The sequence below is a fragment of the Roseiarcus sp. genome (genome assembly GCF_052145395.1).
In the GTDB taxonomy this organism is placed as follows: domain Bacteria; phylum Pseudomonadota; class Alphaproteobacteria; order Rhizobiales; family Beijerinckiaceae; genus Roseiarcus.
The window spans coordinates 1-4750 of the sequence record NZ_JBKQOT010000845.1 but is presented as its reverse complement, the minus strand read 5'-3'; the positions used below and the strand labels follow the sequence as shown (position 1 = coordinate 4750).

At 67.9% G+C, this 4750-nt stretch carries 5 protein-coding genes and 1 pseudogene; 2 read left to right on the top strand and 4 right to left on the bottom strand.

Annotated features, from left to right (window positions below; all coding sequences use genetic code 11):
• Positions 1–166: 166 nt before the first annotated feature.
• Both phnX and ACLP25_RS29435 read left to right on the top strand, forming a co-directional pair.
• Complete coding sequence (phnX, locus tag ACLP25_RS29440; protein WP_442472639.1) at positions 167–970, top strand: phosphonoacetaldehyde hydrolase; 804 nt, start codon at positions 167–169, stop codon at positions 968–970.
• A 159-nt stretch (positions 971–1129) separates the two neighbouring features.
• Positions 1130–1660 carry a hypothetical protein gene (locus tag ACLP25_RS29435; protein WP_442472638.1) on the top strand — a complete coding sequence of 177 codons (531 nt, stop codon included), beginning with the start codon at positions 1130–1132 and terminating at the stop codon, positions 1658–1660.
• A gap of 16 nt (positions 1661–1676) precedes the next feature.
• Here the strand turns inward: ACLP25_RS29435 and ACLP25_RS29430 are convergent, their stop codons facing one another.
• From ACLP25_RS29430 to ACLP25_RS29415, 4 genes and pseudogenes are all read right to left on the bottom strand, one after another.
• Positions 1677–2477, bottom strand: a complete 801-nt coding sequence (locus ACLP25_RS29430) for an ABC transporter permease subunit (protein ID WP_442472637.1) — start codon at positions 2475–2477, stop codon at positions 1677–1679.
• A gap of 4 nt (positions 2478–2481) precedes the next feature.
• On the bottom strand, positions 2482–3339 hold the full coding sequence (locus ACLP25_RS29425; RefSeq protein ID WP_442472636.1) for a 2-aminoethylphosphonate ABC transporter permease subunit: 858 nt from the start codon (positions 3337–3339) through the stop codon (positions 2482–2484).
• Positions 3332–4405: an ABC transporter ATP-binding protein gene (locus tag ACLP25_RS29420; protein ID WP_442472635.1), complete on the bottom strand. Its 1074-nt coding sequence runs from the start codon at positions 4403–4405 to the stop codon at positions 3332–3334. The genes ACLP25_RS29425 and ACLP25_RS29420 overlap by 8 nt, the downstream gene beginning before the upstream one ends.
• 1 nt (position 4406) lies before the next feature.
• Positions 4407–4750: pseudogene (locus ACLP25_RS29415) on the bottom strand (2-aminoethylphosphonate ABC transporter substrate-binding protein); the annotation flags it as partial.

Genomic DNA, 4750 nt, shown 5'->3' with positions numbered 1-4750 from the left:
TGGACCGGAACCTACGCCTCGGCGAAGGATCGGCTCGTCCTTATCGACAAGCCATCCGACGCGCTTCGGATCGTGCTCGTCACCAGCGGAACGGGCGCCAGCATCTCGTTTGCGCTGGCGGAGGAAGTGGTCGCCGGCCTCTTCGATTGAGCAGGAAGACTTTGACATGAAGCACGTCAAGGCCGTGATTTTCGACTGGGCCGGGACGGTCGTCGACTACGGCTCGCTGGCCCCGATGGGCGCGTTCGTCGACACCTTCGCCGAGTTCGGCGTTGAGATCAGCATCGACGAAGCGCGGGGTCCGTTGGGCATGGCCAAGCGGCCGCATATCGCGGCGCTGGCCGCGTTGCCGCGGGTCGCCGAGGCCTGGAAACGGAAGCACGGCCGCGCGCCGACCGAAGGCGACATCGACGCCCTCTACGACGTCTTCGTGCCGAAAAACGTCGCGGTCGCCGCCCATTACGCCGACGTCATTCCCGGGACCGCCGAGGTCGTGAGCGCCTTGCGCGCGGAGGGCGTCAAGATCGGCTCGTCGACCGGCTACACCCGCGAAATCATGGCCAAGATCGCGCCGCGCGCCGCCGAGCAGGGATTTCAGCCCGACAGCCTCGTTTGCACCGGCGACACGCCCGAGGGCCGGCCGAGCCCGCTGATGTTTTACAAGGGCCTGATCGACCTCGACGTCTGGCCGGCCTGGCACGCGATCAAGGTGGACGACACGACGGTCGGCGTCGCGGAAGGCGTCAACGCCGGCGCCTGGGCGGTCGGCGTCGCCGTCAGCGGCAATGCTTTCGGCCTGTCGCTCGCCGACACGATCGCCCTGTCGCCGGAAGAGTTCATGGGTCGCCGCGCGCGGGCGCAGGACGCCCTGTACGGCGCCGGCGCGCATTACGTGATCGATTCCGTGGCCGACCTCATGCCCGTCGTCGCCCGAATCGAGGGACGCCTCGCCCGCGGCGAGCGGGCGTGAGCCCGCATTTTGCCTCCGCTTTCCGCCGAACCGAGCCTTTCGCGACGCCGGCTCAAGCCGGGACCGGGCCGCGCCTTTCAAGCGCCGTGATCTGCAACAAGAGTGTTTTCACCCGACAAAATTCATCTCTGGACCAGCTTCGACGGATAGGAGAACAGGATGATCAGACTCATCGGTCTGTGGGTGGTCGGGTGCGCCCTGTGCGTCATGCCAGTCGCCGCAGACGAGGACGTGTATGACGGCCCTGTGGCCATCAAGCCGCTGACCGTCACCCCGCGGCCGCAGCAACCCGCCTCGCCCAACGCTGTCTGCGACTTCGAGCATCAGTGCTACCCGGAGAAGGGCGGACCCAGGACTCCTGGGGCTCCCCCAGTCGTGGCGGTCAAGCCCATCGCTCCCCGCGACCCAGCGGCCAACTCCAGCCGTGACGACCCCGTCGTCACGACGTGGCGCGACTGCATGGGTCAGGCTTTGCAGAGCTACGAACAGTCGCACGACCTTCATGGCCTGCAGGCGATGACTGCGAACTGTCAGGTGCGGCTGGAGGAGCAGGGTGGCGAGGACTTCGCCGGGACCGAACCTCCGTTGGCGTCGTTATCCCAAAATGGCCGTCGTAATCTCGGCTGCGGCTGGTGGCCGATCGGCAGCGATGCCGACCGCGACTGTGCGATGGGAGGCCATCGCTTCTGAGGGCCAACCCCCCTGCTCAGCGCGGCGCGGCCGAGCGGATCGGCGCCCATTCGAGACCGATGAGCAGGATGAGCGTCACGACGACCAGGATCATCGTCAGCGCGGCGCCCGTGAAAATGTCGCCGCGGTCGGTGAGGCCGAAGATTGCGACCGGCATCGTCACCCAGCCGGGCGGATAGACCATCACCGTCGCACCGAGCTCCCCCATCGACAGCGCGAAGCTGAGCCCGAACGCGGCGACGAGATAGGGCGCGATCAGCGGCAGCGTCACGTGCACGAGCCTGTAGGCGGGGCGCGCGCCGAGGCACGAGGCGACCTCTTCGTAGTCGGGCGCGAGGCGCGACAGTCCGGCCGAAATGGCGCCGAACGCGAAGGCGGAAATCAGCACATAATGGGCGACGAAGACGATCGCCGTCGTCCCGTTGAGCAGCAGGGGCCTCTGGCTGAACGCGACGAGCAGCCCGAGCCCGACGGAGACGGACGGCACGGCGCTGGGGATGAAGAACAGGACTCCGAGCGCGGCGCCCCACCGGTCTGCGCGGGCGCGCAACGCCAGCGCCGCCCAGGCGCCGGTGCCGAGCGCGAGCAGGCTCGCGACGAATCCGGTGACGAGGCTCGCGACAACCGCGTCTCGCTCCGCCCCGCCGGTCGCGTCCCGATAGTGCTCGAGGGTAAAGCCGGTCGGCAGGACGCCGTTCCAGTGCTGCGAGAAGCTCGCGAGAATGATGACGGCGAGCGGCGCAACGAAGATCACGCCAAGGATCACCGCGGCGAAGCTCCAGACGAGGACGCGGCCGGACAGCGACCAGACGAGCATCGGCCTAGCCTCCGAGCCTTCGGGCGGCGAAGCGGTAGAGGCCGAAGAGGCCGAGCGACAGCGCGACGTTGACGATGGCGATGGCGCAGGCGGCCTGATAATCCGATTCCTGGATCGCCTTGTCGTAGATCAGGAGCGGCAGGGTGATGACGCCCTTGGCGCCTATGAACAGCACGATGCCGAACTCGTTGACCGTCAAGAGAAGGCAAAGACTGCCGCCGGCGACGATCGCAGGGAGCGCGGCGGGCAGGATCACCTGACGCACGATCCGCAACGGGCGCGCCCCAAGCAGGCTCGCGACCTCGATCTGGCTGCGATCGACGAGCGAGAAGGCGGCGAGCAGCGGGCGCAGGACGAACGGGGTGTAGACCGTCGCCTCGGCCAGAATGACGCCCCAGGCCGAATAGAGAAAATCCACCGGCGGATGGTCGAGACCCATGCTCGCGGCCAGCGCGCCGTTGAGGATGCCCGCCGAGCCGTAGAGAAACGTGAAGGCGAGGGTCACGAGGAAAGTCGGCAGGGCGATGAACGTGTCGATGATCCGCGCGATGAGGCCCGCGCCCGGAAACGGCACGAAGGCGAGGATCAGCCCGAGCGTCAGGCCGAGGATCACGCATCCGGCGGTCGAGGCGACGGCGATCTCGGCAGTGTTGATGAAGGCGTTGAGGAACGCTCTCGAGTTGAGAACTTCGAACGCCGCGGCGAGGTTCAGCGCGCCCGAATCGTCGATCAGCGCGGCGTGCGTGATCAGGGCCAGCGGATAGAGAAAGAGCAGAGCCAGGACGATCAGCGGCGGCGCGATCCACCAGCCGACGAGATCGACCTTGCCCGCGCGCGGCGCCAGCGCGACAGCGTCAGACACCCGCGTCTTCCACGATCAGGTTGGCGTCCGCAGGCGCAAAGAAGAGCGACAGCCGGTCGCCCCGCTGAGGCGGGTTCGGCAGCCGCGTCGCCACGACGCGCAGGATCTGCTCGCCGATCGCGGCGACGACGTGGGTCAGTTCCCCCTGCCAGTGGATCTCGCGTAAGATCGCTTTGAGGCTGTTCGATCGTTCGGCGTCGCCAGTCAGCGTGAGATTCTGCGGCCGCACGCAGAGGAGCCGCCGCGCGCCGGCAGGATGATGGTCCTCGCCGCTGACGACCACCGGCAAGAGGTTGGCGCGGCCGAGGAACTCGGCGGCGAAGCGATTGGGCGGGCGGCGATAGAGTTCGCCAGTGCGGCCGATTGCGCTGAGTTCGCCGTCCTTGAGAATCGCGATGCGATCCGCGAGGGTCAGCGCCTCGCTCTGGTCGTGCGTGACGTAGAGGATGGTCAGGTCGGGCAGATCCGCATGCAACCGGGCGACCTCCTCGACCATCGAGCGGCGGATCTGCGCGTCGAGCGCCGACAGCGGCTCGTCGAGCAGCAGCACGCGCGGACGGACCGCGAGCGCGCGCGCGATCGCGACCCGCTGCTGCTGACCGCCGGAGAGCTCGCGCGGGAAACGCTTCGAGTATTGCGACATGCCGACGATGCGCAGCGATTCCTCGATGCGCCGGGCGATCAGGTCGCGGTCGGCGCCGCGCGCCTTGAGGCCGAAGGCGACGTTCTCCGAGACGCGCATGTGGGGAAACAATGCGTAATTCTGCACGACCATGGCGAGGCCGCGCTCGTAGGGCGGCAGGTTGGTCGCGTCGGTCCCGCCAATGAAGATGCGCCCGGAAGCTGGACGGACGAACCCCGCGACCGCACGCAGCGCGGTCGTCTTGCCCGAGCCCGAGGGGCCGATCATGGCGAGAATTTCGCCGCCGGCCACTGCCATGGTCAGCGGCTTCAAGACGACGGCGCCGCGATAGGCGACGCTCACCTGGTCGAACGTCACCCCCGGACCCGCCGTTTCTTTCGCAGCCGCGGTGACCGCAGCCGGACTGAAGGCGGCGGAGATCACGTCAGCTCCCTGTGACTTCGTGCCAGCGCTTGACGTCGGCGGGCAGGTCCTTGAGCACCTGGGCCCAGTCGGGGGTCCAGACGGTCACGCCTTTCAGGGCGTCCTGAAGACGCGTGTAGTTGGCGTCGGCCGGCGCGACGTCCTTGCGCACCGGAACGCCCATCGCCGCCGAGGAGACGGTCTCCTGGGCTTCTTTCGAGAGCAGGAAATCGATCAGCTTCTTGCCGTTGGCCGCGTCGGGGGCGCCGGCGACCAGTCCGACGTAATAGGGCAGCGGCAGCGCGGAGCGCTCGCCATTCGGTCCCGCGGGCCAGAAGATGCGGATATTCGGATCGTCGGCCATCT

Bases quoted from the DNA above. Each gene is read 5' to 3' on its own strand.
- ACLP25_RS29430 (WP_442472637.1), bottom strand. From the start codon at position 2,477: ATGCTCGTCTGGTCGCTGTCCGGCCGCGTCCTCGTCTGGAGCTTCGCC.
- phnX (WP_442472639.1), top strand. From the start codon at position 167: ATGAAGCACGTCAAGGCCGTGATTTTCGACTGGGCCGGGACGGTCGTC.
- ACLP25_RS29435 (WP_442472638.1), top strand. From the start codon at position 1,130: ATGATCAGACTCATCGGTCTGTGGGTGGTCGGGTGCGCCCTGTGCGTC.